The 26,296-nt window shown below is 36.5% G+C and carries 22 protein-coding genes; 19 read left to right on the forward strand and 3 right to left on the reverse strand.

Annotated elements, in window-relative coordinates; translation table 11 throughout:
* Window positions 1–2: 2 nt before the first annotated feature.
* On the reverse strand, window positions 3–2,231 hold the full coding sequence (locus ABTP35_RS09175) for a TonB-dependent receptor domain-containing protein (protein WP_293296924.1): 2,229 nt from the start codon (window positions 2,229–2,231) through the stop codon (window positions 3–5).
* Between the two features lie 276 nt (window positions 2,232–2,507).
* On the opposite strand from ABTP35_RS09175, the gene ABTP35_RS09180 reads away from it, so the two are divergent.
* From ABTP35_RS09180 to ABTP35_RS09265, 18 genes are all read left to right on the forward strand, one after another.
* Window positions 2,508–2,888: a hypothetical protein gene (locus tag ABTP35_RS09180; protein ID WP_292969049.1), complete on the forward strand. Its 381-nt coding sequence runs from the start codon at window positions 2,508–2,510 to the stop codon at window positions 2,886–2,888.
* A 102-nt stretch (window positions 2,889–2,990) separates the two neighbouring features.
* Window positions 2,991–6,728, forward strand: coding sequence for an efflux RND transporter permease subunit (locus ABTP35_RS09185; protein WP_087524311.1), 3,738 nt, complete (start codon window positions 2,991–2,993; stop codon window positions 6,726–6,728).
* Between the two features lie 4 nt (window positions 6,729–6,732).
* Window positions 6,733–7,950, forward strand: coding sequence for a TolC family protein (locus tag ABTP35_RS09190; protein ID WP_087524312.1), 1,218 nt, complete (start codon window positions 6,733–6,735; stop codon window positions 7,948–7,950).
* A 2-nt stretch (window positions 7,951–7,952) separates the two neighbouring features.
* Window positions 7,953–10,259, forward strand: coding sequence for a multicopper oxidase domain-containing protein (locus ABTP35_RS09195; protein ID WP_087524313.1), 2,307 nt, complete (start codon window positions 7,953–7,955; stop codon window positions 10,257–10,259).
* Between the two features lie 2 nt (window positions 10,260–10,261).
* Entirely contained in the window at window positions 10,262–11,557 is a 1,296-nt protein-coding gene (locus ABTP35_RS09200; protein WP_009778910.1) for an APC family permease, read from the forward strand.
* A gap of 49 nt (window positions 11,558–11,606) precedes the next feature.
* Window positions 11,607–11,993 (forward strand): DUF302 domain-containing protein, encoded by a 387-nt coding sequence (locus ABTP35_RS09205; protein WP_087524314.1) that lies wholly within the window; start codon window positions 11,607–11,609, stop codon window positions 11,991–11,993.
* A gap of 38 nt (window positions 11,994–12,031) precedes the next feature.
* Window positions 12,032–12,661 (forward strand): DUF3347 domain-containing protein, encoded by a 630-nt coding sequence (locus ABTP35_RS09210; protein ID WP_087524315.1) that lies wholly within the window; start codon window positions 12,032–12,034, stop codon window positions 12,659–12,661.
* On the forward strand, window positions 12,662–13,114 hold the full coding sequence (locus ABTP35_RS09215) for a heme-binding domain-containing protein (RefSeq protein ID WP_009778913.1): 453 nt from the start codon (window positions 12,662–12,664) through the stop codon (window positions 13,112–13,114).
* Between the two features lie 18 nt (window positions 13,115–13,132).
* On the forward strand, window positions 13,133–13,678 hold the full coding sequence (locus ABTP35_RS09220; protein WP_087524316.1) for a DUF3347 domain-containing protein: 546 nt from the start codon (window positions 13,133–13,135) through the stop codon (window positions 13,676–13,678).
* 539 nt (window positions 13,679–14,217) lie between these two features.
* A complete protein-coding gene (locus ABTP35_RS09225; protein ID WP_232454931.1) occupies window positions 14,218–14,775 on the forward strand; it encodes a potassium channel family protein in 558 nt (185 codons plus the stop codon).
* 20 nt (window positions 14,776–14,795) lie between these two features.
* Entirely contained in the window at window positions 14,796–15,278 is a 483-nt protein-coding gene (locus ABTP35_RS09230; RefSeq protein WP_009778917.1) for a nuclear transport factor 2 family protein, read from the forward strand.
* A gap of 6 nt (window positions 15,279–15,284) precedes the next feature.
* A complete protein-coding gene (locus tag ABTP35_RS09235) occupies window positions 15,285–15,995 on the forward strand; it encodes a PepSY domain-containing protein (RefSeq protein WP_281138997.1) in 711 nt (236 codons plus the stop codon).
* A gap of 4 nt (window positions 15,996–15,999) precedes the next feature.
* Window positions 16,000–17,802, forward strand: a complete 1,803-nt coding sequence (locus tag ABTP35_RS09240) for an efflux RND transporter periplasmic adaptor subunit (RefSeq protein ID WP_281138996.1) — start codon at window positions 16,000–16,002, stop codon at window positions 17,800–17,802.
* 239 nt (window positions 17,803–18,041) lie between these two features.
* Window positions 18,042–18,608, forward strand: coding sequence for a helix-turn-helix domain-containing protein (locus ABTP35_RS09245; RefSeq protein ID WP_293296920.1), 567 nt, complete (start codon window positions 18,042–18,044; stop codon window positions 18,606–18,608).
* 149 nt (window positions 18,609–18,757) lie between these two features.
* Window positions 18,758–19,321, forward strand: coding sequence for a DUF305 domain-containing protein (locus tag ABTP35_RS09250; protein WP_281138994.1), 564 nt, complete (start codon window positions 18,758–18,760; stop codon window positions 19,319–19,321).
* Window positions 19,322–19,575: 254 nt separating this feature from the next.
* Window positions 19,576–21,834, forward strand: a complete 2,259-nt coding sequence (locus tag ABTP35_RS09255) for a heavy metal translocating P-type ATPase (RefSeq protein WP_281138993.1) — start codon at window positions 19,576–19,578, stop codon at window positions 21,832–21,834.
* A 20-nt stretch (window positions 21,835–21,854) separates the two neighbouring features.
* The gene (locus tag ABTP35_RS09260; RefSeq protein WP_087524343.1) at window positions 21,855–22,067 is read left to right on the forward strand and encodes a heavy-metal-associated domain-containing protein; all 213 of its coding nucleotides are present in this window, start codon (window positions 21,855–21,857) and stop codon (window positions 22,065–22,067) included.
* 15 nt (window positions 22,068–22,082) lie between these two features.
* On the forward strand, window positions 22,083–22,853 hold the full coding sequence (locus ABTP35_RS09265) for a zinc-dependent peptidase (protein WP_087524344.1): 771 nt from the start codon (window positions 22,083–22,085) through the stop codon (window positions 22,851–22,853).
* Window positions 22,854–22,904: 51 nt separating this feature from the next.
* On the opposite strand, the gene ABTP35_RS09270 is transcribed toward ABTP35_RS09265, so the two are convergent.
* Together ABTP35_RS09270 and ABTP35_RS09275 are read right to left on the reverse strand one after the other, a co-directional pair.
* Window positions 22,905–24,119: a site-specific integrase gene (locus ABTP35_RS09270; RefSeq protein ID WP_087524345.1), complete on the reverse strand. Its 1,215-nt coding sequence runs from the start codon at window positions 24,117–24,119 to the stop codon at window positions 22,905–22,907.
* A 387-nt stretch (window positions 24,120–24,506) separates the two neighbouring features.
* Window positions 24,507–24,989, reverse strand: coding sequence for a hypothetical protein (locus ABTP35_RS09275; protein WP_375334182.1), 483 nt, complete (start codon window positions 24,987–24,989; stop codon window positions 24,507–24,509).
* A 251-nt stretch (window positions 24,990–25,240) separates the two neighbouring features.
* Here ABTP35_RS09275 and ABTP35_RS09280 point away from each other — a divergent pair, with 251 nt between their 5' ends.
* Complete coding sequence (locus tag ABTP35_RS09280; protein ID WP_293296833.1) at window positions 25,241–26,083, forward strand: hypothetical protein; 843 nt, start codon at window positions 25,241–25,243, stop codon at window positions 26,081–26,083.
* Window positions 26,084–26,296: the final 213 nt, after the last annotated feature.

Here is a 26,296-nt window from a genome sequence, read left to right on the forward strand (position 1 = left end):
TTTTAAAACTCATATGCTAAACCAAAGCTTATACCAAATGGATGTCCTGGACGTAATCCTGCCGGAACTCTTGATACTGCATATTTTGAATTAAAAAGGTTCATAATATTAGACGATAATGTAATGTTTTTATCAATGAAATAGAGGGCAGATAAGTCAACGATAAAATTAGAATCTACTTTGAAATTTTCTGGGATAGGTCCAGAACCTGCCTGTGTTCTAAAAGCACTTGTGTATCTTGAATTTAAGTTTACCTCAAATCTCTGATGCTGTAGCCCTAATCTAGCATTTAGTTGGTTTTTTGCGATATAGGGTATTTCGTCTCCTTTGGTAACTAGACCATAGATATCCTCATTACTTTCAAAACTTGTCAGGAATTCGGTATCCGTAAAAGTGTAGGAAATCGAGATAGGAAGTTTGTATTTCTTTGAGGTATTTTGTAGAAGATTATAATTCAATGAAAGTTCAATGCCACTTACGCGGACTTCACCAGCGTTAAACTGGTCCAAACTTCCTGTACCGCCAGTAGCTGCCAAATCACTGCCCAAAAGGTTTTGATAATCATTATAAAACCCAACAATTTCCCCTGATAATCCTTTAAAGCCAAATCGAGAACCCAACTCATAATTAATACTTTCTTCTGCATTTTGTCCCGGTGTATTACTTGGTGGTGAAAACCCTTTATGTATCCCACCGAAGACCGATACATAGTTATTGAATCTGTAATTTACGCCTATGCCAGGAATCCATACATCTACACTGTTCTTGCGAATAGCTAAATCCTGTCCAGTTCTGTTTGGATCGTTGGTGCCATAATCCATTCGTGTTAATGTAATATTTTCATAGCGCAAGCCAGGTGTTAAGGTTAAGTTCTCATACTTTACGGTGTACAATAGGTGTGCCGCCAATGCTTTTGCACTGCTTATACGGTTGGCATTGGTGCCTTTTTCGGCTACGGTAGTTCGTATTAATTCTTGATTTTGAAACGCATACCTGTCCACCCACTGAAAGCGGTCCTCATCGTCTTCGTGGTAACGTATTCCTGCTTCCAAAGTTTGTAGCCAATCCGAATCCCATCGTAATTTAGCAATGGATTGAACACCATTTGAGGTGTATGTTCTGTTATTTGCCTTTATGCCCATAACATCGTTTTGGGTGTTTTCATTTCCTAAGATGGTTTGGAATTCTAATGGATAATCCTGTGGTGCGGACAGGATCTTACCAATGCTCACTCTTTCGTCTAAATTTACGTCGTCCAATTTGTACCAATTGCGCTTGAATTTATTCAGGTAGCCAGTAGTACTTATATTTATCGAAGGGGATACTTGTATAAAATGGGTAAGTTGGTATTGTTGATGTTCGGCGTTCATTACATCTTTTGACGATGCCCTGTATCTTCTATAAGGGTTTTCTTCAAAATCTTCATCGGTCAATCCCAAGTAAGTTTCGTTCGCTTCTTCTTCAGAATATTGGATTTTAAATGTTAGTGACTGATACGTTTTTGCATCTAAATTTGAGTTGACCCTAAATTTGGCCAAATAATCAGATTTATCAAATCCTGTATTGCCACCGCCATCGAGATTTTTAAAACCATCAGAATTATAATTAAAATAATCCGTTACAAATCCAAAATTTTTAAAACTGTCGCCAATAACTAATTGCGTGTTTTTTGAGCCATAATTTCCTGAAGCAATAGAAGCTCTTCCAGAAAACCTATTTGGAATTTGGGAAGATATCATATTAATGGCACCACCTGTGGTATTTGGTCCATATTGAATTTGGCTACTTCCCTTTAAAACCTCTATGGCCTGCATACGACCAATGGTAGGGAAATAATAGGCAGCCGGTGCACTATACGGTGCGGGTGCAATTAAAATTCCATCTTCCATCAAGTTTATTTTTGCGCTGCGTTCAGGCGATGTACCTCGTAAACTTATATTTGGTCGTAGTCCAAAACCATCCTCTTCATAAATATTAATCCCTGGAACGGTTTGTAAAACCCTATTGATATTTGTGTATGAAAACTTTTTTAAATCTTCTTCAGAGATATAGCTCGCTGAGCCCGTTTTGTTTTTAACCTCAAATTTACTGCCCAGTATCGTATTGGCCGTCACAATTACTTCATTTAAGCGTTCTGTCTTTTGTTGGATGGTGTCCTTTTTTTGAGGGTCTGTCTGAGCCAACATTGTGGCTGATTGCAAAACAAATAATAGAAAAATTAGAGTTCTCATTTGCAGTAAATTATTTAGAATGATTTTAAATAGAGGGCAAATGTAGCACACTGTTTTTAAAACACCAATGTTATTTAGAATTAATCTAAATATTTTTTATTTAACTTAATTCATTACAATCAAAATGTAAGATTGTGAAATTGGAAACACTAAATATTTCGTATTCAAATCTCGTCTTTGTTCTAAAAATTTTGTTAAACAAAATTAAAATGTTAAAATTTTTGTAGCTTTGCAGAACAAATGAAGAAGGTATTTTATAAAATAGTATCCTTTTGTATGGCACTTTTAGTGTTCCTATCCACGTTGTCTTTCACAATTGAAAGCCATTATTGTGGGGATGCTCTAGTGGATACCTCCGTGTTTGGTTCTGTGAAAACCTGTGGTATGGAAGCTAAGCAGAAACCGGCTTCTTCAGAATGTAGTTTGACTAAAAAAGATTGCTGTAGTAATGAGCAATTAGTTGTAGATGGTCAAGATAATTTAAAGCTTTCCTTCGATAAGTTAAATAAAGAGCAACAGATATTAGTTGCTACATTCATTTACTCATATATAAATCTGTTTACAGAACAGGAAACAGATAATACTTCTTTTAGAGATTATTCTCCGCCCCCATTGGTCAGGGATGTTCAAGTTTTAGACCAGACTTTCCTTATTTGATTTTTAAGTAATTAGTACTGTAGTCCAACATTAAATTGTATGGACTAAACTGCTTGTTTTTGTTTTTGATAACAAAATTTTAATTACTTAAAACTCTTTTTTATGCTAAATAAAAGCATCAAATTTTTAATAGAAAATAAGTTAGTAGCGGTTTTGCTACTAGCGCTTTTCATTGGTTGGGGTATTGTTAATGCGCCTTTTGAATGGGAAACCGGCTTCTTGCCAAGAGACCCAGTAGCGGTAGATGCTATTCCAGATATAGGAGAAAACCAACAAATAGTATTTACTAAATGGGATGGTCGCTCTCCTCAAGATATTGAAGATCAAATTACCTACCCGCTTACAACTTCCCTTCTTGGAATTCCAGGAGTAAAAACGATACGTAGCAATTCTATGTTCGGATTTTCAAGTATCTATATCATTTTCGAAGAAGAGATAGAATTCTACTGGAGCCGTAGTCGTATTCTCGAAAAGCTGAATTCGCTTCCTGCAGGTTTACTTCCTGATGGTGTAAATCCTGCTTTAGGTCCTGATGCAACGGGGCTTGGTCAAATCTATTGGTATACCCTTGAAGGACGTGACGAAGATGGTAATGTGACTGGTGGATGGGACCTTCAGGAATTGAGAAGCATTCAGGATTTTTATGTTAAATATGCTTTGTCATCAGCGAGTGGTGTTTCAGAGGTATCTTCTATTGGAGGGTATGTATTGGAGTATCAAGTTGATGTGAACCCAGAACTGATGAAACAATACAATATTGGTCTGAATCAAGTCGTCAAAGCGGTCAAACAGAGTAATAGAGATATTGGTGCCCAAACATTGGAGATAAATCAGGCGGAATATCTGATTCGGGGTTTGGGTTATATCGAATCCTTAGCAGATCTAGAAAATGCAGTAGTCACCTCCGAAGATTATACCTCAATCCGTATTAAGGATATAGCTAGAGTAACCCACGGACCTGCAACCAGAAGAGGGCTTTTGGATAAAGAAGGAGCAGAAGTTGTTGGAGGTGTAGTAGTAGCACGTTATGGCGCCAACCCAATGGAAGTCATCAATAATGTAAAAGAAAAAATAAATGAATTAAGTGCTGGGTTACCTACCAAAACATTAAGTGATGGGCGAACCTCTCAGGTAACTATAGTTCCTTTTTATGATAGAACTGAGTTGATACAAGAAACATTAGGAACACTTAATGAAGCACTAACGCTAGAAATCCTCATTACCGTTTTTGTAATTATCATAATGGTGTTTAACCTAAGGGCTTCGGCCTTAATCTCAGGGTTATTACCAGTTGCTGTTTTGATGGTTTTTATATCGATGAAGATGTTTGGTGTAGATGCCAATATTGTAGCCTTATCTGGTATTGCAATTGCCATAGGAACGATGGTAGATGTGGGAGTTATTCTATCGGAAAATGTAATTAGGCATATAGATGAAAATGATGAAGGCTTGTCTATGAATGAAGTAGTGTATAAAGCCACGGCAGAAGTTTCTGGAGCCATCCTAACTGCTGTGATGACGACTATTATCAGTTTCATTCCTGTATTTACAATGATAGGGGCAGAAGGAAAGTTATTCCGTCCATTGGCGTTTACCAAAACTATGGCCTTGGCGGCATCATTAATTGTTGCACTATTCCTGATTCCTCCCTTTGCCGCATTTATTTTCAAGAAGCGGAACCTAAAAACTACGTTTAGCTATGTGCTTAATAGTGTACTGGCTATTTTAGGCTTGATTGCCATTGTGTATGGCCATCTTCTCGGATTAATTCTTATAGCATTTGCGGTAACAGGAGTACTTCTATTAAAAGGAAAAATTTCTTCTGAAAAAGGAAATATTATCAACATCTTTATTTCTGCCTTTGCCATTGTTTTTCTTCTAGCTGAATATTGGAGACCACTGGGCGTTGATAAAAGTATCTTTTGGAATCTCATATTTGTAGGGCTTATTTGCTTTGGGTTATTAGGAGTATTCACCTTATTCAGAAAGCAGTATGTTCGGATACTAAACTGGGCACTTCGTAATAAACTCTTGTTTCTCTCTATACCAACTGCAATCGTTGTTTTCGGGGTTATGATAATGCGTAATACCGGCAAGGAGTTTATGCCATCACTTAACGAGGGATCCTTTCTTTTAATGCCGACCTCAATGCCTCACGCAGGGGTAGAAGAAAACAAGCGAGTTTTACAACAGTTGGATATGGCTGTTGCTAGTATTCCTGAGATTGAAACCGTAGTAGGTAAATCCGGACGTACAGAATCTGCTTTGGATCCTGCACCACTGTCTATGTATGAAAATGTTATTCTTTATAAGCCAGAATATATTTTAGATGAAGATAGAGAGCGACAAAAATTTAAAGTTAATGATGATGGCCTGTTTATGCTCAAAGATGGTTCTCTGGTCATTAACCCTAACGATGATATTAATGACCATTCTAAACATCAAAGCCAAATAAAAAAGGAATTTTATCAGGTTAATTCTAAATTGTTGATTCCAGATGAAGATGGAGAATATTTTAGAAATTGGAGACCAGATATTGAATCACCAGATGATATCTGGAAGGAAATCGTAAAGGTTACAAAACTTCCAGGAGTTACATCAGCACCAAAACTACAGCCCATTGAAACTCGCCTGGTAATGCTTCAAACCGGAATGAGAGCGCCAATGGGAATCAAAGTAAAAGGTCAAGACCTTAAAGAGATTGAAGCGTTTGGAATACAGCTTGAAGATATACTTAAACAGGCAGATGGTGTTAAAGATGAAGCAGTATTTGCTGATAGAATCGTGGGTAAACCATATTTATTGATTGATATAGACAGGGAAAGACTCGCCCGCTATGGAATATCTATAGAACAGGTACAGCAAGTACTGCAGGTATCTGTTGGAGGTATGGTACTTTCTCAAACGGTTGAAGGAAGAGAGCGATACGGAGTTCGGGTGCGTTACCCAAGAGAACTTAGGGCAAATCCAAATGATTTGAAGAATATCTATGTTCCGGTCGAAAAAGGAAAACCTGTTCCTCTTAGCGAATTAGTTACTATCAGGTATGAAAAAGGGCCACAGGTTATCAAAAGTGAAGATACCTTTTTGGTAGGCTACGTGCTTTTCGACAAGTTAGATGGTTATGCCGAAGTTGATGTTGTTGAAAATGCACAAGCCTTAATTCAAGAAAAAATTGATAGTGGCGAACTCATCGTTCCTAAAGGTATTAACTACCTGTTCACAGGTACTTATGAGAATCAGTTGCGGGCTGAAAAGACGTTGGGCGTTGTAGTGCCTTTAGCCTTGGTCATCATATTCCTGATTTTGTATTTCCAATTCCGCTCTGTAGCAACATCACTGATGGTATTTACTGGAATCGCCGTGGCTTTTGCAGGAGGATTTCTGATGATTTGGTTTTATGGACAGGACTGGTTCTTGAACTTTAGCTTCTTTGGTGAGAATCTACGTGACCTTTTCCAAATGCATACCATTAACCTGAGTGTTGCCGTATGGGTCGGGTTTATAGCCTTGTTTGGTATTGCAACTGACGATGGTGTGGTAATGGCTACCTATTTGACCCAAACTTTTGATAGAAACAAGCCAAAAACACTAGAATCCGTTAGGGCCTCAGTGGTAGAAGCTGGGCAAAAACGTATTCGTCCTTGTTTGATGACTACGGCTACTACAATTCTGGCATTGTTACCAGTACTTACTTCCACTGGTCGTGGTAGTGATATTATGATACCGATGGCTATACCAAGTTTTGGCGGAATGTTAATAGCATTAATTACACTGTTTGTAGTACCTGTACTGTACAGTTGGAAGGAAGAATTTCTAGTAAAAAGAATTAAAGAATAAGTAGATGAAAAAAGTAATCTTTTTAATATTAGGATTGTTAGTTGTAGGTGTTACCAAAGCACAGCAATTAGAGACTTATATTCTAGAAGCCGAAAAGAACAATCCAGAAATTCAGGCTTTTGAGCTCAAGTACAACATTGCTTCTGAAAAGGTGAATGAGGTAAACTTTCTTCCAAACACCGAAGTGAGTGCCGGCTACTTTGTAAGCGAACCTGAAACCAGAACTGGAGCACAAGAGGTACGATTATCGGTAAAACAAATGTTACCCTGGTTTGGTACCATAACAGCAAGAGAAAACTACGCAGGCTCTCTTGCCGATGCACAATATGAAGATTTAGTTATAGCTAAACGAAGGCTGGCATTATCAGTTTCCCAATCCTATTACAAGTTATACGCAATAAGGGCAAAACAACGCGTTTTAGATGAGAATATTGAGCTTTTGGAAACCTATGAACGGTTGGCTTTAACATCTGTAGAAGTAGGTAATGCATCTGCGGTAGATGTGCTTCGTTTGCAAATAAGGCAAAACGAGTTGGAACAACGCAAAGAAGTACTGGAACAGGATTATCTGGCGGAACAATCACTCTTCAATAATCTGTTGAACAGAGATGAGACTATTGCTGTGGAGGTCTTTGATACCCTTTCATTACCAGAGCAAGACCCAATTTTGGAAAGAGGTAAATTGGAATTACATCCGGAGCTCATCAAATATGATAAGCTATATGAATCCGTCGATAAATCCGAGATTTTAAATCAAAAAGAATCAGCACCGAACCTCGGTTTTGGATTGGACTATGTAACCGTTGCCGAAAGGCCCAATATGGATTTCAGTGATAATGGTAAGGATATAGTAATGCCAATGGTATCCTTATCCATACCCATCTTTAATAATAAATATAAATCAAGAACCCGGCAGAATAAATTAAAGCAACAGGAAATCACTGCACAGAAAGATGAGCGCAGAAATAGGTTGGAAACCTTACTTGAACAGGCAGTAAATAACCGTGTTTCATCTAGGATTAGTTTCAATACACAAACAAAGAATATAAAGAAAGCTAATGATGGTGAAGAAATTTTAATCAAAAGTTATGAAACCGGAACTATCGATTTTAACGATGTGCTGGATATACAAGAGTTGCAATTGAAGTTTCAAATCAATCAGATTGAATCTATCAAAAACTATTATATCCAATCCACAATAATCAATTATTTAAGCAATTAATTATGAAGATATTAAAAACATTCACATTATTATTAATTACCACTTCAGTTTTCGCTCAGGTAGGAACAAACGGGCAAGATAGAAAAGAAGAAGGACGAATTATAAAGGAATATAACCTTACCATTGAAGAAAATAAAATGACACTTGGTGGTGTTACTGCCAATGCAATGACCTTAAACGGTGGTATTCCTGGTCCTGTTTTAGAATTTAATGAGGGAGACCTTGCCATTATTAACGTCACCAACAAAATGGACGAAGAAACCTCTGTGCATTGGCACGGATTGATACTTCCCAATTTTTACGATGGCGTACCCTATTTAACCACACCGCCTATTGAACCAGGAACAACTTTCCAATATAGAATCCCAATCAACCAATCGGGTACATATTGGTATCATTCCCATACAATGCTACAAGAGCAGAAAGGTGTTTACGGGTCTATCATCATTCACCCAAAAGAGAAAAACTTGGAATATGATAAAGATTTGGTCGTGGTATTATCAGATTGGACGAATGAAAAGCCAATGAACGTTCTGCGAAACCTTAAAAGAGGTAACGAGTGGTATCAAGTTAAAAAAGGAACTGCGGTACCATTGAGCAGGGTTATTTCAGAAGGTGCTCTTGGTGCCCAGCTTAAATTTTGGAGAGACCGTATGGAGGGCGCTGATATTGCCGATATTTATTACCCCGCATTCTTGTCCAACGGTAAAAAATTGGCGGAGTATCCAGAATTTAAAGCAGGCGAAAAAGTGCGTCTTCGCTTTATTAACGCATCGGCCTCAACTTATTATTGGCTGGATTTTGGGGAAGGAAACCCAATGGTGGTATCTAGTGACGGCATTGATGTACAGCCCGTATCTAAAAGCCGGTTTCTATTTGGTATAGCTGAAACATATGATGTTATTGTAACAATTCCCAAAGGCACATTAGAAATTACCGCAACAGCCCAAGATGGCTCTGGTCATACCTCTGTACAATTAGGTAGTGGCACCCTTTATCCAGCCAAAAGAATAGACAGACCTGATAAAGTAGAGATGATGAAACAAATGGGAAAAATGGATATGAAAATGGGAGCCCCTGCAATGGTAGGTAACAAAAAGAAGAATACACCTGAAGTTTTAATGCAGAAGTATGGAATGAAGATGGATATGAAAGATGGCCAGATGAAAACTGGAATGCACGATAAAATGTCAATGAACGATGGTAAAATGGGTAATCAAAAAGATATGAAAGCAAATGACCATATGGGTCACGATATGCAAATGATGCAGAAGGATACGGCCTCTTTTGATTATAGCGCACGGAAAACCTACTTCAACTACGACTTTTTAAAGGCAAAGAAAAATACCACATTCAAAGCTGATTTGCCTGTAAACGATATTCTGTTGAACCTTACCGGAAATATGCAACGTTACGTATGGAGTATGAACGGTGTACCACTTTCAGAGACCGATAAAATAAAAATCAAAAGTGGAGAAGTAACCCGAATAACACTCAACAACTTAACGATGATGCACCACCCAATGCATTTGCACGGTCATTATTTTAGGGTCATCAATGAAAATGGGGAACGTTCACCATTAAAGCATACCGTCAATGTACCGCCAATGCAGAAAGTGGTTATAGAGTTCTACAATGAAGAGTACGGTGATTGGTTCTTTCATTGTCACGTCCTATATCATATGATGGGTGGTATGGCAAGGGTGTTTAGTTATGATACCCCAAGGGATAAAAGAATGGAAGATTTTCCCGTTCAAAAACTCATCGATGAAACAGACCATTATTATTCTTGGGGATTGGTTCGTGCAGGCTCAAACTTTAACGAACTCTTTTTAACATCCAGCAACATCCGCAATGAATTTGGATTGAGAGCAGAATTCGATTATGACAAAAACCTTGAGGCGGAAGTAAATTACAATAGGTACCTAAATGACTGGGTACGTCTCTATGTAGGTGTAAACACCGAAACGGAAATACCTGATTCCTTTGATGAGTTAAATACTGTTGGTCTTATTGGGGTAAAATACTTTACGCCCTACAGGTTCAATGTAGATGTGAGTATGGACCATCAACTACGCCCAAGGGTACGCCTGGATAGGGAGCTATTGATTTTTCCTAGGATTTTTCTGGAAGGCGAATACGAATACAGAGCAGACTTTGGATGGGTCAATGATTTAGGAGATAGCTCTTATGAGAGCGAAACACAATGGTTGGTAGGTCTTTCGTACATCCTCTCTAGAAATTTTTCAATACAAGGAAACTATAACAATCGATACGGCTGGGGTGGCGGTCTATTAGCACGATTTTAAAAATGGCAGAGTATAAAAAAAATAGTCTCAGTTTAACAGGTGCGGTATCGTTAGGTACAGGTGTGATGATAGGTGCCGGAATATTTGCATTATTGGGTCAGGTAGCCGAATTATCTGGGCAATGGTTCCCATATGCATTTTTGATAGGAGCCATTATTTCAGGATTCAGTGCCTACACGTATGTTAAGATGTCCAATGCCTACCCTTCAGCGGGAGGAATTGCTATGTATTTAAAAAAGATATATGGTAAAAGTGCATTGACTGCCTCAGGAGCTTTATTAATGGCTCTTTCAATGATAATCAATGAAAGTTTGGTAGCCCGAACCTTTGGTTCGTACACATTGCAGTTATTTGATGTAGGGGAAAATAGTGTATGGGTGCCCATTTTAGGGGTAATACTATTGGTAATTGCTTTTCTAATTAATATCTCTGGTAATAATATCATAGGAAAGTCTTCTTTGGTAATGGCAATCCTTAAAATTGGTGGTATAGCCATATTTGCCATTGGTGGACTTTGGGCAGCAGGATTCTCGTTTTCAGAAATTGTTCCTTCAGAAAACCTAACTGAATATCCGTTAACCAACTACTTAGGTGCTCTGGCATTATCAATTTTAGCTTATAAAGGTTTTACCACAATTACCAATAGTGGTGGTGAAATTATCAATCCTAATAAAAATGTAGGTCGAGCTATCATTATTTCATTGCTTATTTGTACGGTCGTATATATGTTGGTGGCCTTTGCAGTCTCATCTAACCTTTCTATTGATGAAATAATAAAAGCTAAAGACTATTCCTTGGCGGAAGCATCTAGACCTGCTTTTGGAAAGTATGGACTCTGGTTTACAGTCGGTATCGCTATCGTGTCAACAATTTCAGGGGTTATTGCCAGTATTTTTGCTGTTTCGAGAATGACGGCAATGTTGACCGAAAAAGAACTGATACCTCATAAGCATTTCGGGATGCCAGGTCGGTTACAAAAGCATATGCTGGTGTATACGGTTGTCTTAGCATTAGCACTTACCATTTTATTTGACCTAACAAGAATTGCCTCATTGGGAGCAATATTTTACTTAATAATGGATATCGGAATTCATTGGGGCGTACTAAGAAACTTAAGGCAAGATGTAGATGCTAAACCGGCAATATTGATAACTGCAATTTTTCTCGATGTAGTCGTTCTCGGAGCTTTTTTATGGATAAAAGCGAGTAGTGACATTTTAGTTGTGGTTGTTGCAGCAATATTGATGGTGTTAATCTATTTCGGCGAGAAATTGTTTTTAAAAACTAATACTACCTAATGATAGCAAAAAAAATGAAGTAATAATTAATTCAAAAATAAATAGAAATATGAGCTACTACTTTAATAAGACAATCAATGGAACCTTTGAAGGGATTATTGATAAAGTTACACAAAAATTAAAAGAAGAAGGTTTTGGAATACTCACAGAAATTGACGTATCAGAAACCCTGAAGAATAAATTAGACGTGAACTTTAAGAAGTATAAGATTTTGGGAGCGTGCAATCCACCCTATGCCCATAAAGCGTTACAAGCTGAGGATAAGATTGGAACGATGCTACCCTGTAATGTTATAGTTCAGGAAATTGAAGCAGGAGTTTTTGAAGTTGCTGCAGTAAATCCTATGGCATCTATGCAGGCTGTAGAGAATGAAGATTTAGAGAAAATTGCGGACGAGATTTCGGCAATGTTGGAAAACGTCATTGAAAAGCTATAGAACACTAAAAATAAATACAAACATAAATCAAAAACAAAATGAGCAAATTAAAATTAGTAATAGGAGTAGTTGCAATAGCATTTGTAACCCTAACAGCAGCGTCTTGTAAAGATGCCAAAACAGAGAAAAATAATTCTACTGACCATCATTCAGAAATGAATGCTAATGGTGACCATTCAAAAATGAATCACGACAATAGTGATGGTCACCACGATGGAGAGAAAAAGGAAATGGCAATGAGTGGAGATGGCAATCCACAAGCAGTCTTAAATGACTACTTCAACTTAAAAGATGCCTTGGTAGGAGATGATAATGCCAAAGCCAAAGAGCTGGGAGCAATCCTTGCAACATCCTTAGGCAAGCTTGATATTTCAAAATATACGGGTGCCCAGCAATCAGATTTAAGGGACATTGTTGAGGATGCGGTAGAACACGCAGAGCATATATCAGAAAGTGATATCGCACACCAGCGAGAGCATTTCAAAATATTGAGTAAGGATATGACCGATATGGTGGCAATCACAGGAACTGAGAACACACTATATCAACAATTCTGTCCAATGTACGATGGGGGTAGCGCTTGGTTGAGTATGAGTGAGGATATCAAAAATCCATACTACGGAAGCAAAATGTTAACCTGCGGAAAAGTTCAAAAAGAAATCAATTAAATGAAGGCTGTAAAAATCATAGCAATAGTATTGTTGGTTGCCTTTGTGGTCATACAGTTTATTCCTGTAGACCGCAATCAAAGCGACAGTGTCCCAAAAACCGACTTTATGTTGGTGAATGATGTCCCAAGTGATATCAAGGACAAGTTGCGGGTCTCTTGTTATGATTGCCATAGTAACAATACACAATACCCTTGGTACAACAAGGTGCAACCTGTGGCTTGGTTTCTTGAAGGACATATAAAAGAAGGAAAATCAGAGCTAAATTTTAACGAGTGGGATGCTCTATCAAACCGTAGAAAAGCCAGTAAGCTAAGGTCCATCATTAAACAAATTGAAAGTGGTGAGATGCCTTTAGCTTCTTACACCTTAATTCACAAGGATGCCATTTTTTCAGAAGAAGAAACTAAGCAGGTTGTTAAGTATATGGAAAATTTAAAAGATAGTTTATAAATAAAAAAAACAGATAAGATGAAAAATTTAAAAATGAATATAGCAGTGATGCTATTGTTAGCAGTTTCTTTTACCAACGCACAGGAAAAAGAAAAAATGGGTCACAAACATCATCACGATAAAATGATGAATATGAAGAGTGATTTAAAGTCCGAAGCGATTTTAAGTGATTATTTCAATCTAAAAGACGCATTGGTAGCGGATGATTCAAAGAAAGCAGCTGCGACAGGTACTAAATTGGCGGCTTCACTAAAAGCATTTGATACGTCAAATTATACCGAAGAGGAGCAAAAAGAATTGACTGATATTATTGACGATGCTATGGAGCACGCAGAGCATATTGCAAAAAGCGATATTGGTCATCAAAGAGAGCATTTTAAAACATTAAGTAAGGATATAACGGATATGGTGGCTATCACAGGTTCAAAGAATATGCTTTACCAGCAGTTTTGCCCAATGTATGATAAAGGCAGTGCTTGGTTGAGTGCAAATGAAGAAGTTAGAAACCCATACTATGGAAGCCGAATGCTAAAATGTGGTAAAGTACAAAAGACTATTCAATAGAAACTCTATAGGGACCATTCTATCATACTGGTTTGTTAGTTAACAGTAGATAGGAAGGTATTATTAGACTTCGGAATAGCAAAAGTCCTGTCGTGGGAAGGAAAATGTTGATGGTTAGTGTTAGTTCCTTCCCGTGTCAGGCACAAGATTTTTGAAAAAGAAAGGTTGATTTGGTTAATAGCAGCCTGCATAAGGGAGAGGGAATAAATCCCCCTAGATTACTAGTATCTCTCTTCCTATGTCAGGCAAAATAAAAAGTGAAAAAGAGAACTCATAGAAAAGTACTGGATTATGGAAGTAATGCCTGTTTTTTTGATTGATGGATAGAGTTTGACTCTCATAATCACGTGTTAACCGTGTGGATTTAAGTACAACATAAGGTTTTAAAACTATGAAAGATTGTTGCAAAGACGGATGCCATCAAAAAGCAGAAAAATCTATTATTAAAAAATGGTTCAACTATTTAATCTATGTAATACTGTTAATAATAATTGGTGGTGCATTAGTACTTCAATTATTTGATTAAAGGATTAATAAAAGTGAATAAGGAAGATATGGCAAAAACACCTGAAAGTACTAGTTTTTATGAGCAGCTCTTTAAAAAAGTATTGTTCACCACAAGCGTAGTTGTTGTTTTGTCATTAAGCTATGTATTATGGGTTAATGAAAACCCCGACAGCTTGTTTCTACCAGTGTTGGTAGTTGGGTTGGCCTTTGTCAAAACGATTTTTATTGTTAGGCTCACTTTTCTACAGTTAAGTAAAATAATAGGAGAAAGCCATCAGCTTACACACGTTCTAACATTATTTGCAGTGTTAATTGTTTTGATAATCCTATCATTTTCAGCAGATTATTTAGCATTGTACGTATTGAATTCAGAAAATTTTAAGTCAGCAACATCAATTAATGGTTCATTCCTTCTAGAATTTTTTGAATTTACATATTTCAGTCTAATCACTTTTTCATCCGTTGGCTTTGGTGATATAGTGCCTTTAACTATTTCTGGTAAACTCTTGGTAATTATGGAAGTTTTCTTGAGCTTTTTTGTTTTGGTTTTTGGTATTGCCAATATTAATAGAATACACGTTGACAAATAACCCGTTTAATAACTATAATTATGAAAGTACTTAAATTAATTACACTAATGACTGTTCTCATTACAACAGTCAATTTTACAAATGCACAGAATAGTGAGGATACAATAGATAAGCAAGATGTTATCGAAGTAATGAAATCATACAAAGATGCATTACAGAATCTTACAACTGAAGGCACATTCGAGTTGTTTGCTAAAGATTCTGAGGTATATGAATCTGGAGGTGTAGAAGGGAGCTATACTCACTATATAGAACATCATTTGGGACCAGAATTAGGGCACTTTAAAAGTTTTGTATTCTCAGATTACGAAATTGATGTGCAAGTAGATGCGCCATATGCCTTTACTACAGAAACCTACATCTATACCATTGTTTTAATCCCAGACGATAAGGGTAATTCCCGTACCATAAAGAAAAAAGGAGTTGCAACATCAATTTTAAAGAAGGTGGAAGGAAAATGGAAAATTATTAAAACACATTCATCATCAAGAAATAAAAAATAGCGGCTAATGATAGGTAGAAAAACGGCACTAAAAATTAGAAAGACTCATAGATACTTAGGTCTTTTCATTGGCATCCAATTCCTAATGTGGACTATCAGTGGTTTATATTTTAGTTGGACCGATATAGATGATATACACGGTGACCAGTTTAAGAATTTACAGTATCAGCCAAAGGCATTTCAAAACCTTTTAAGTCCTGCTCAATTAGACGTGCCAAAAGGCATACGCACAATAGAACTAAGAGATATAAATAAAATACCCTATTACTGGATAAATGAACAACAGCTTTTCAATGCCTTAAATGGAGAACTAAAATCAGAAATAAGCAAAGACGAGGCAGTTTATGTAGCAAAACAGTATATGAAGAAAGAATTAGAAATTATTAATGTGGAGCGTATCACAGAAGTAGGCAAACAGCACGAGTATCGAGAAAGGCTATTGCCGGCTTATGTGATATCCTATGCAGATAATGAAGCTTTAAAAGTCTATGTGTCAGTAAATGATGGGAAATTCCAAACTGTTAGGCATCGCCGTTGGCGTTGGTTCGATTTTCTATGGATGACACATACAATGGATTATGAAGGTCGAGATAATTTTAACACCACCGTTTTAAGGGCATTCTCATTATTGGGATTAATAACAGTATTGAGTGGGTTTTTACTATGGTATACATCATCACCTACAATCAGAAAGATAATAAAAAAGAAAAATAAATAATATTATGAATAAAAACATCATATACATAGGTGTTGCATTAATTGTTGGCCTACTAGGTGGCTATCTAATATTTGGTGGAGGTTCTGCTGATACTGCAACAAACAAGGTTAAAGACGACCACAATCATTCAGAGGAAATTGCATCAGGTCAAATGTGGACCTGCTCAATGCACCCACAGATAATGCAACCCGAACCGGGTGATTGCCCTATATGTGGTATGGATTTAATACCTGCGGAAACAGGTGCCGATGGATTATTGGCAGACCAGTTTAAAATGACTGAAAACGCAATGGCATTAGCTAATATTCAAACAACAGTAGTAGGGTCAGGAGCCATTGAAGCAGGTACACTTAAACTATCGGGAAAAATAAGGGAAAATGAAGAGTCCAATGCTGTTCAAGTAACTTATTTTGCAGGTAGGATTGAAAAGCTTTATGTGAACTCTACAGGAGAAAGAGTTGGTAAAGGGCAGCGTTTGGCCACTATTTATTCGCCAGAATTAGTGTCCGCCCAGCAAGAACTCTTAACAGCTGCTTCCCTAAAGGAATCTCAACCTGAACTATATTCGGCTGTCCGAAACAAACTCAAATTATGGAAACTTTCAGAAAAGCAAATTAATGCTATTGAGCAGGCAGGAAAAGTGCAGGAATACTTTCCTGTATATGCCACTGTTTCAGGAACTGTTACCCATAAAATGGTGGAAGAAGGTGATTATGTAAAACTGGGTCAACCGCTTTACAAAATAGCAAATTTAAATACTGTTTGGGCAGAGTTCGATGCGTATGAAAACCAAATAGCTTCACTAAAAGAAGGTCAAAGTATAAAAATTGTCACTAACGCATATCCAAATCAAGAGTTTGATGCTAAAATTTCATTTATAGACCCAATTCTTAATTCAGCTACAAGAACCATAGTTGTTCGTGCTGTATTAAATAATAGAAAAGACAAATTTAAACCAGGGATGTTTGTAGAAGGAAAGGTTGAAGGAGCTGAAATGCAGATGAACGAAGCCATCAATGTACCAGCAAGTGCAGTAATGTGGACAGGAGAACGTTCTGTGGTTTACGTTAAGACTAACCCTAATGAGCCAGTTTTTGAAATGCGTGAGGTATTACTTGGTAATGCTAGTGGAGACACCTATACCATTATCGAAGGATTGCAAAATGGTGATGAAATCGTAACAAACGGAACGTTTACGGTTGACGCTGCTGCTCAATTGCAAGGAAAGAAATCTATGATGAATACTGAAGGGGGCAAAACAATGACAGGACACGAAGGGCACTTGGGGATGCAAAATGATGGTTCGGGAGATAAAATGAACAACACAAATCATTCAGAGATGAATAAAAGAATAAAAGTTGCCGGCAAATTTCAAAATCAATTAAAAAGCGTTTTAGAAGGCTATATTCTTCTGAAGGATGCCCTTGTTAATGACAATGCCACAGAAGCACAGACTGCAGCAAAAAAAATAGGTCAGAATCTAGCAAAGGTAGATATGAAATTATTGACTAATGAGGAAGCACATAACCATTGGATGACGATTCAAAAAGAACTGAAAAACTCTGCAAATGCCATTGAAAACAATTCAGATATAGCAGTACAGAGAGACCATTTTAAGCATCTTTCTGCTCATATAACAAGTGGTATAAAGCTTTTTGGAGTTAACCAAAAAGTATACCGTGATTTTTGCCCTATGGCAGATAACAATAAAGGTGCCTTTTGGTTAAGTCTCGAAGAAGAAATTCGTAATCCGTATTACGGAGAAGCAATGCTAAAATGTGGTGAAGTAAGGGAGACTTTAGAATAGGTCAGCCTTAAATAAGAGTTCCATAAAGAAATATATGCAATGGTAAGAAGAGCGATGATGAGTGAGAGTAGAAGAAATAGGAGAAAAGCTGAAAGAAATAAGCGCCGAACTAAGAACAATATCACTAAAAAAGATAGAATTATTGGAATATTGGCCCTAATCATCATATTTATTATAGCCGCTATTGCAGCGTATTTCTATTCACTTTCAAAAGCTGGGATAAAGTTGTTTTAAAAAAAATGAGTTATAAAGTTCACATAAAAAATATGGTATGTCCGCGATGTATCTCTGCGGTATCTAATATTTTGCAAGAACTGAAGATACCATATAGCTCAATAAAATTGGGAGAAGTTGAATTAACAAAATCTTTAAGCGTGGAAAATAAAAACAAGTTTTCCAAAGCACTTCAAGATATTGGATTCAGTTTAATCAACGACCGTAGAAGTCAGCTTATAGAACAGATGAAAACCTTGGTGGTAGACAAAATTTATTACTCATCAGAAGATTTGAACATTAAATGGACAGACTTTATTAGTGAAAAATTGCGCCTGGACTATAAATATTTAAGCTCACTTTTTTCATCAGTAGAGAGTATCACTTTTGAACAATATATCATTAACCAAAAAATTGAGCGTGTTAAAGAACTCATCGTTTATGACGAGTTAACCTTAAGCGAAATAGCTTTTAAGTTAAACTATAGTAGCGTTGCTTACTTAAGTAATCAGTTTAAAAAAGTTACGGGAATGACACCTACACAGTTTAAAAATAATAGAGATAAGAACAGAAAATCGCTTGATAAATTTTAGGATATTGAGAGTTCAATGCCACTTTTATGTGGTAAAATCGATTAGTGTTTTAAATGAGTTAAAGTATTACCTATTGTAGCAAATACTTGTTTTGTATAAATCTTAATTTTAATGAATTAAATTAATTAAAATAACCAAAAATATAAACTATGGAAAACAACGAAAAAAAGCCAAATAATTATTTAAAATTTTTCGCAATGATTGGCACCTCAATGGTTGCGATGTTCTTTTTGATGTACACACACTCGTATCAGATTATTGACCATTTCTGGTACAGTGAGACCCGTTTTTTTATGACCCTGATTATGGGTGGGTCGATGGTCATTATTATGCTACTGTATATGTTGCAAATGTACAAAGACCGAAATAAGAACATTTCAATATTTGCCTTGGGTATTCTGTTGATTGTAGGTGGTATATGGCTGGTCAGAAGTCAGGTCACGGTTTCCGGTGTTGACTATATGGAAGGAATGATACCCCATCACTCTATAGCTATTTTAACTAGCGAACGTTCTAAAATAAAAGATGTCAGGGTAAGGAAAATTGCCGATGAAATCATCAAGGCGCAACGTAGGGAAATAATGGAAATGCAATGGTTAATCAATGACATTAAGGAAAATGGAATAGTGGAAACAGAAGAGGAGAGAAAGAATCGCCCAATTCCCAAATTTGAAGGTTCGCTTACCGAGGAAACAAAAAATCTAAACGACTAAGAGAAAATAAAGGCAGCATCAATTATTTGGAGAAAAGTTTTCCAATAAAATCACTTGCTATCACTAGGTGATTTCTTTGGAAAGCTTTTTTTAAGAATGGCTAGAAATTTAATAGTAAATCATCAGTTTAGAAAATTTCTTGAAATGGAATAGTATGCTGGTTTTGCTGAACATTCTACAACTTTTTCAGTGAATAACGTAACAATATTGCCATATTCTATTCCGAAATTTGTGTTATAAAATAAGGAGTAGTTATGGAATCAATTAACATATTCGAAACCAAAGAAAAGAACAGTAAACAAGGAATAACAAAATCCTTTCCGGTAACGGGTATGACCTGTGCTGCTTGTGCAAGCAGTGTGGAGTCAATTCTTTCCCATACGGACGGTGTCAACAAGGCCACCGTAAATTTTGCTAGCAATTCCGTATTGGTTGATTATGATGAGAGCATTTCAGAAGAAAAATTACAAAACGCTTTGCGTCAAGTGGGTTATGATATCATTATTGATACCGAAGACCCCTCGCAAGTACAACAAGAACTTCAGCAACAACATTACCAAGATATAAAAAACCGTACCATTTGGTCCGCAATTTTGACGCTGCCCATTTTTATCCTTGGGATGTTCTTTATGGAATGGGAGCCGGGAAAATGGATTTCGTTGGTACTTACGATTCCGGTACTGTTCTGGTTTGGACGTAGTTTTTTTGGCAATGCCTTTAAACAGGCAAAGTACGGAAAGGCCAATATGGATACCTTGGTGGCCCTGAGTACAGGTATCGCCTTTCTGTTCAGTGTTTTTAATACGCTCTTTCCTGAATTTTGGTTGAGCCGTGGTATTGACCCCCACGTGTATTACGAAGCTGCCACGGTCATCATTACGTTCATTTCCCTTGGAAAATTATTGGAAGAAAGAGCAAAATCGAATACCTCTTCCGCTATTAAAAAATTAATGGGATTACAGCCTAAAACGCTAAAGATTATTGAGAATGGTGAAGAAAAGGAAATTCCAATATCCCAAGTTCAAGTAGGGCAAACCATTTTGGTACGCCCAGGCGAGAAAATTCCCGTAGATGGTCAAGTGTCAAAAGGAAGTTCATATGTAGATGAAAGTATGATTACAGGGGAACCTGTCCCAGTGCAAAAATCTACAGAAGAGAAAGTTTTTGCAGGAACCGTCAACCAAAAGGGGAGTTTTCAATTCACTGCCGAAAAAGTGGGTGGTGAAACTTTGTTGTCTCAAATCATCAAAATGGTACAGGAAGCTCAGGGAAGTAAGGCACCTGTACAAAAATTGGTCGATAAAATAGCGGGAATATTTGTTCCCATCGTATTGGGTATATCCATCATCACATTTATTGTTTGGATGTTTGTCGGTGGCGACAACGCATTTTCCCAAGCCTTACTAACCTCGGTAGCGGTATTGGTCATTGCTTGCCCTTGCGCTTTGGGATTGGCGACACCAACAGCGATTATGGTGGGCATAGGAAAAGGCGCAGAAAACAATATCCTAATAAAGGATGCTGAAAGTTTAGAGCTCGGTCATAAGGTCAATGCTGTAATTCTCGATAAAACGGGCACTATTACCCAAGGAAAACCTTTGGTAACAGATATTCATTGGGCTGAGGACACTAAAGGAGTGGAAAAATGCGAACAAATTCTATTAGCGATTGAAGCTCAGTCGGAACATCCACTAGCCGAAGCCGTAGTCAACCATTTTAAGGAACAAGGTGTTCAGCCCGCTGAAATTGCCTCTTTCGAAAGTATCACCGGAATGGGTGTCAAGGCAGAATTGGAAAATAGCAGACCGTACTTTGTAGGCAACCACAAGCTAATGGTCGAAAATGCTATTCAAATCGATACTGCTTTAATAGAAGTATCTGAAAATCTTGAAGACCAGGCAAAAACCGTCATATTCTTTAGCAATGATAAACGAGTGTTGGCAATACTCGCCATTGCGGACAAAATAAAGGAAACATCCAAAAAAGCCATAACTACATTGCAGGAAAAAGGAATTGAGGTCTATATGCTTACCGGCGATAACAACAACACTGCGTCAGCGGTGGCCCAACAAGTTGGGATAACCAACTACCAAGGAGAGGTATTGCCCTCGGATAAAGCCGCTTTTGTGGAAAAATTACAAGCCGATGGAAAAGTGGTGGCTATGGTGGGCGATGGTATCAACGATTCACACGCCTTGGCACAGGCCGATGTCAGCATTGCAATGGGAAAAGGTTCCGACATCGCGATGGACGTTGCAAAAATGACCTTGATAACTTCAGATTTACAGTCAATTTCCAAAGCATTGAAACTATCAAAGAAAACCGTTATGGGTATTCGCCAAAATCTGTTTTGGGCATTTATATACAACATCATTGGCATCCCGATAGCTGCAGGTGTGCTATATCCCATCAATGGCTTTTTGTTGGACCCAATGATAGCAGGAGCTGCAATGGCATTCAGTAGTGTATCGGTCGTAGCCAATAGTCTGCGCTTAAAACAAGTAAAACTTTAACAATCATAAATTCAGAAACTATGAAAACTTTAAAATTTAAAACAAATATCAATTGTGGTGGGTGCGTATCAAAAGTAACCCCTTTTTTAAACAAGCAGGAAGGTGTAGAAAGTTGGGAAGTAGATACCGCCAATCCTGACAAAATATTGACAATAGAAAGTGATGGTGCTTCAGAAGAAGCTATTAAGACTACTTTGCAAAAAGTAGGGTTTAAGGCAGAGTCTGTAGCATAACATACTCAATTTGATATGGGTTACGCTATCCTCTTAGGTGTCATTCTTCTTTTGGTTGTTCACTTTTACAGAAAAGCACAACGGCAAAAGGTACAGCCTTTTCCAGAGTATTGGCATAGTTTGTTGCTGGATAACGTACTTTACTATCGAAATCTTTCAAAAGAAAGGCAAGAGGTATTTCAGCAGCGAATGATGCAATTTTTGAGTGAAGTTTATATTGATGGTGTACAGTTGGAATTGCAAGAACTTGACAAAATTCTAATCGCTGCAAGTGCGGTAATACCCGTATTTGGGTTCAAAGAATGGCATTACACCAATTTAAGCGGAATCCTACTGTATCCAGACAATTTCAATGAGGATATGCAATTTGGGTCTAAGGAAAAATCCCGTTATATAGGTGGAATTGTTGGTAACGGACGTTTTGAAAGACAAATGATTCTTTCTAAAAAAGCCCTTTACCACGGTTTCAAAAACAAAAGCGATAAAAACAACACGGGCATTCACGAATTTGTACATCTTATTGATAAGCTCGATGACCATACGGACGGGATTCCAGAACGGCTATTACAGCATCAATATACCATCCCGTGGTTGAATTTGATTCATAGAGAAATGGAAGCCATAAATGGTAACCAATCCGACATCCGTAAATATGGAGGAACTAACCAAGCCGAATTCTTTGCAGTAGCTTCTGAATACTTTTTTGAACGTCCAGATTTACTTAAGAGAAAGCACCCAGAACTCTACAAAATGTTGGTGGAGTGTTTCAATCAAAAATTATCTTAATTAAATCAAATATATCCCACGTTAAAAGTAGCTGTTATTGCTTTAGATTAATTAAAAATTAACTACACTGTCTAGAGCATCATCAGCTTCCTTATGGATAAAATTTGCTTGATAATTCAAAGTTGTTTTTAAATCACTATGTCTATAAAGTTTTTGCAGCATTAATGGATGAATGGTATCACCTGCAATATTGCCAAAAGTATGTCTAGCAATGTGCATTGTTATCTTCTTATCTATTTTTGCTTTTTTGCCAATTGATTTTAAGTTATCATTGAATTTTTTTGTCGCCGTTTTTCTTTTATTATAGATATCCTTAGCGTCATTGAGATTAGCCTTTTTTAATTCGGGAAAAACAAAATCAGTGTCAAATCTCTTATCATTTCTATAGTAATTCAAAATACTTTGGACCTTATCTGGAATTTTTAAGGACAATAATTTTGAATTTTTATTCATTCTATAATGTAACCGGTCATCATATATGTCCGACCATTTTGTCCAAAGCACATCTGTAACGCGCATTCCTGCAAAATTGAAGCTAAATAGCCAAACGTTTCTTGTATGAATTTCATTGTAGGTTAGATTATCTAAAGCTTCAATAGCTCTTACCTCAATAATATTCAACCCTATTTTTGTCGTCTCAGGAAACTTGATTTTAATTTTGTCACCACCGAAAGGATATAGTTCCCTACTGACTATTTTTAGCTTTATAGCTCTGTTGAATAATAAGCGGATTAGGACAAGTATATTCATTATTGAAGTCTCAGCAAGGTGGTGCTTAACTTTGAGGTATATCATCAATTTTTTAAGAAATCGTTCATCAATTTCTTGAAATGAAAGTTGTTTAGATTTGTGATATTTTACAATATAACTAATCAATGCGCTGTCCGTAGATAGACGGTTTAACTTTTCTGCAACTTTCAGTTCGTCCAGATGTTCTTGTGCCAGCTCAAAGAAAGTTGAGGAATTCCCTGACGCATATATTTCTTTTTTAATTTGGTTTGCTGAGGCATCTTTATACTCAGACTGTAAATCGATAAGAGCCTTATTGGCATCAGAAAGTTGTTGTGATAGCAACTTGTTTAGGTTATCAGCATTTGGATTTGTTTTTTTTACTCGAAGATTTTTTTCGTCCCATTCCTCTAAATCGATATAATGACCAACATACTGATAGGTAGAGCGACGGTTTTTTGTGATTCGAATAGCTAATGGATATTGACCTTTAACGTTCGGTTTTTTACGAAGAACTATTTTTGCATTTGATGACATAATTGACCTTTTTTGAGTACGAAAGTCAAATCAGGTACAACATAGGTACAACATTTTGTTTTTTGCACAATTTCTGTTGTAGTCTTTCTATAAAGATACATATTTATTGGTCTTTTTAGGTACAACATAGGTACAACAAATGTTGATGTTAACTGATATTAATTGACTTTAAAGAAAATGACAAAACACATAAGTAATTGATAATGAGTGTTTTTGTGTTTCTTTGGTGCAATATACGCTAGACTTAGGATCTAGTGCCGCAAGGCGTGGGGGTTCGACTCCCTTCACCCGCACTGAAAGTAAGGCCTATTCGATTGTTATTCAATTGTTTAGGTCTTTTTTATTTCTTCTTTTGTCAACTAGTTGTCAACTATTAGAATTTAAGTTCTAATATGCTCCATATATTTTAAAATCAACTAAACGTCCATTTCTAAAAATTAAATCGATTGTTCTTTTATCGCCGTGATATGAGTATATTTTATTGTCATCATTGTCCCCGTATGAATTATATGGTTTTCCAAGTCTTTCAAGAAAGTACAAATCTGTAAATCCATTTTCGATTGCATGCCTTAGGTCATATTTGTAAAGAAGTTCTTTGTCAACAAAATAGTGGCCTTTATGTTCTTTATTGAAAATTTCAAGAATTGCTTTAGTGTATTCTTTTTGTTTTCCTCGGGGAAATTCAGCAACCAAAAACATTGGTTCGTATGAGAACATTTTAGCAACAATTGTTGTTAGTTTTGCTTCTCTATAGTCTATCATATCTGTTTTGCTGCCAACTTCATCAGGAAAATATTTTTTGACCGTAGATTTAATTGAATTCCCTTCTCCGGGTTCTATAACTTCTCCTTTTAAATTGTAAATTCTCATTTGTGAGTAACTCGTACAACAAAAAAGGAATACTAGAAAATAAATAAATGTCTTCATTATGAAAGATTAAATAATGTATGCAAATTGGGGGAGGGATTTTAAAAGTAAGTAAAGCCTCTAAGATTTGCAAGATTATTAATTTCCCTCGCGCGCGTAATGTTTCGATTTTTGTTCTGTCCCAAATACGGAATCCCAGTAGGCGAAAAAAAATAAAAAATACTACCTTTTAAGCCAACCTAACCTAAAACTATATGAAAACTGTTTGGATTCTTTTTTTATGCGTGTCATCAATTGTTAATGCTCAATGGAAATACAAAAGTGATAATGATCCATTTGATGGTGATTATAAAACCGCCTATGTAGTTGGCGATGGTAGATCCCCATATAATGAACCCATGTTCGTAATTAATAAATTTAGTGGACGACGAAATTTCAATGTTTTTATTACCAATTTTGGATATACTGGTTGTGATCCAAACACATTGGAATTTTCATTTGGGGATGGAGAAGTTTATACGGCTTATGATGTAAACGATAATACTGATAGAGATGCCCTTTTTATAAATCAAATTAGGGGTATTGATATGTATTCCTTTATAAAATTATTGATGGAAAAATCAAAAATGTATGTCAGGCATTCGAATGATTGTGGAATCAATAGGATGGAGTTTTCATTATCCGGGTCTTCTAACTCCATCAAAAGGGTTATTGGTGATTGGCTAGCAGATAATGAAAAAGTTCATAAGGAAAAGGAAAAGGTCATTGATGAGTTAATCGAATACTATAAAGGTTTAGATTGTGACTCTGAATTTGATTCGAATACACCAGTTTTTATTGAAAAGTTAAGTGCGTCAACAAATATTTTTCAAACTAATACAGGGCCAAATATAATTGAGGTCGGTACAATTGTACAGTACTTCAATACAGAAGGTGAAAAATATCCCTTTAAAATTAGGGCTATCAATGGTGATAAAGTTGAAGAATATTATGTTGATCCTGATACTGCTATTTATATTACCGAAAATAATTTGGCAATTAGGGAAATGCTTAAGGGTATGAATAGGTTCAGACGGATTCAAGAAGATTGTGATTAGAAATACTTTTTGAAAAACACTTGAATATTCAAGTTTGGTTTTAGGATTGATTAATCAATTTAATTTAATGTTTGATAAATTAAAGTTTATTGATGCCATAGCCGTTTTTCAACCGTTTTTCAACCGTTTTTCATTTGGGAATACATTGTGCTATAATTGTTTTATCCTCGCTTTTTTAAAGTGCAATGCCAACAATAACTATCATTTGGAATA

This window comes from Flagellimonas alginilytica, assembly GCF_042134605.1.
GTDB lineage: Bacteria > Bacteroidota > Bacteroidia > Flavobacteriales > Flavobacteriaceae > Flagellimonas > Flagellimonas alginolytica.

Coding starts and splice junctions, on each gene's coding strand:
- ABTP35_RS09175 (WP_293296924.1), bottom strand. CDS start 2,231: ATGAGAACTCTAATTTTTCTATTATTTGTTTTGCAATCAGCCACAATG.
- ABTP35_RS09180 (WP_292969049.1), top strand. CDS start 2,508: ATGGCACTTTTAGTGTTCCTATCCACGTTGTCTTTCACAATTGAAAGC.
- ABTP35_RS09185 (WP_087524311.1), top strand. CDS start 2,991: ATGCTAAATAAAAGCATCAAATTTTTAATAGAAAATAAGTTAGTAGCG.
- ABTP35_RS09190 (WP_087524312.1), top strand. CDS start 6,733: ATGAAAAAAGTAATCTTTTTAATATTAGGATTGTTAGTTGTAGGTGTT.
- ABTP35_RS09195 (WP_087524313.1), top strand. CDS start 7,953: ATGAAGATATTAAAAACATTCACATTATTATTAATTACCACTTCAGTT.
- ABTP35_RS09200 (WP_009778910.1), top strand. CDS start 10,262: ATGGCAGAGTATAAAAAAAATAGTCTCAGTTTAACAGGTGCGGTATCG.
- ABTP35_RS09205 (WP_087524314.1), top strand. CDS start 11,607: ATGAGCTACTACTTTAATAAGACAATCAATGGAACCTTTGAAGGGATT.
- ABTP35_RS09210 (WP_087524315.1), top strand. CDS start 12,032: ATGAGCAAATTAAAATTAGTAATAGGAGTAGTTGCAATAGCATTTGTA.
- ABTP35_RS09215 (WP_009778913.1), top strand. CDS start 12,662: ATGAAGGCTGTAAAAATCATAGCAATAGTATTGTTGGTTGCCTTTGTG.
- ABTP35_RS09220 (WP_087524316.1), top strand. CDS start 13,133: ATGAAAAATTTAAAAATGAATATAGCAGTGATGCTATTGTTAGCAGTT.
- ABTP35_RS09230 (WP_009778917.1), top strand. CDS start 14,796: ATGAAAGTACTTAAATTAATTACACTAATGACTGTTCTCATTACAACA.
- ABTP35_RS09235 (WP_281138997.1), top strand. CDS start 15,285: ATGATAGGTAGAAAAACGGCACTAAAAATTAGAAAGACTCATAGATAC.
- ABTP35_RS09240 (WP_281138996.1), top strand. CDS start 16,000: ATGAATAAAAACATCATATACATAGGTGTTGCATTAATTGTTGGCCTA.
- ABTP35_RS09245 (WP_293296920.1), top strand. CDS start 18,042: ATGAGTTATAAAGTTCACATAAAAAATATGGTATGTCCGCGATGTATC.
- ABTP35_RS09250 (WP_281138994.1), top strand. CDS start 18,758: ATGGAAAACAACGAAAAAAAGCCAAATAATTATTTAAAATTTTTCGCA.
- ABTP35_RS09255 (WP_281138993.1), top strand. CDS start 19,576: ATGGAATCAATTAACATATTCGAAACCAAAGAAAAGAACAGTAAACAA.
- ABTP35_RS09260 (WP_087524343.1), top strand. CDS start 21,855: ATGAAAACTTTAAAATTTAAAACAAATATCAATTGTGGTGGGTGCGTA.
- ABTP35_RS09265 (WP_087524344.1), top strand. CDS start 22,083: ATGGGTTACGCTATCCTCTTAGGTGTCATTCTTCTTTTGGTTGTTCAC.
- ABTP35_RS09270 (WP_087524345.1), bottom strand. CDS start 24,119: ATGTCATCAAATGCAAAAATAGTTCTTCGTAAAAAACCGAACGTTAAA.
- ABTP35_RS09275 (WP_375334182.1), bottom strand. CDS start 24,989: ATGAGAATTTACAATTTAAAAGGAGAAGTTATAGAACCCGGAGAAGGG.
- ABTP35_RS09280 (WP_293296833.1), top strand. CDS start 25,241: ATGAAAACTGTTTGGATTCTTTTTTTATGCGTGTCATCAATTGTTAAT.